Source organism: Streptomyces sp. NRRL WC-3618, assembly GCF_001280005.1.
GTDB lineage: Bacteria > Actinomycetota > Actinomycetes > Streptomycetales > Streptomycetaceae > Streptomyces.
This window is the reverse complement of record NZ_LGDW01000244.1, coordinates 1-1,174: the sequence shown is the minus strand read 5'-3', so window position 1 is coordinate 1,174 and position 1,174 is coordinate 1. Positions and strand designations below refer to the sequence as shown.

1 pseudogene is annotated in these 1,174 nt (G+C 66.4%); it reads right to left on the bottom strand.

Annotation, left to right across the window (positions count from 1 at the left end):
- Window positions 1-35: 35 nt before the first annotated feature.
- Window positions 36-1,104, bottom strand: a pseudogene (locus ADL01_RS47835) (IS630 family transposase).
- Window positions 1,105-1,174 lie beyond the last annotated feature (70 nt).

The window sequence follows — 1,174 nt, the reverse complement described above, 5'->3', positions numbered from 1 at the left end:
TACTCAGGTTGAACTCGTAGTGTCCGGGTGCGTGATTACCAGGGTTCGATGATCAGGCCGGTTCCGGCGAGGCAGCCGTCGATCAGGTGGGGTCTGAACTGGATCTTCTTCAGCTTGCGTTTGACGATGCGGACGAGGCCGCTGAGGTCGGGGGCGACGAAGTTGACGATGGCGCGCTTGAGGAGCGACCACACGCCTTCGGCGGGGTTCAACTCCGGCGCGTATGAAGGCATCGGGAAGATCCGTAACCAGTCCGCGTGTTCCTCGGCGAAGGCGGCGAGCTCCTTGGCGAGGTGGACGTTGAGGTTGTCCCAGCACCACACCAGCGGGGCGTTGAGCTGCTGGTGGGCGGTGATGATCAGGTCGCGGTACTCGTGCCAGGCGAAGGTCTTCGACTCGCCCTTGCGGCCGTGGTAGACGTGCAGCCGGTAGAAGAAGTGCGGGCGGCTGCCGGGCCGGAAGCAGACCACGCCGGCGATGTTGACCCGGCCGTTTCCCCGACCGCGCACCCGCACCACCGGGCGTGCTCCGCGCGGTGCCCAGGTGCGGCCTTTCGGCGGCCTCAGTCCCTGGCCTGCCTCGTCCTGAAGCAGATATAGGCGCCCAGGTCCGCCGCTGTCCTTTTAACAGCGGCCACACCTCGTCCTTCCACATCTCGATGGCCTCCTCGTCACGCTCGATCGCGTGGCGCACCGGGACCTGGCAGGACCAGCCATGCCGTTTCAACAACTTGGCCACCCCCTGAATCGTGTAGCCCTTGTGGAACAGCCTGCCGATCAGAGTCTTGATCCGGCCCAGCGTCCACCGCTGGTCATCACTGAAGCCATGGGCAAGCGGCCCCCGCTTCAGCTCGGCCTCCAGCCGGTCCCACTCCCGCACCGACAGCCGCTCCCGCGACACCGGCCCCTTCGACTTCAACGCCGCGATCCCGCCCTCGCGCCAGACCTTGCGCCAGCGCCGCACCGTCCGCTCCGTGACCCGCAGGTCCTTCGCTATCACCACGGCAGCATCACCGCGCTCGAACCGCTCGGCCGCCTCCAGCCTCAGCAGCTCCCGCTTCTCCTGCTCGACGGGCGTGTACCCGCCCCTCTGCGCATACCTCATGATCCCGTCGTACCGCAGGGATCACGAACCGTCACGACCCCCGCAGGCTCTACGAGTTCAACCTGAGTAC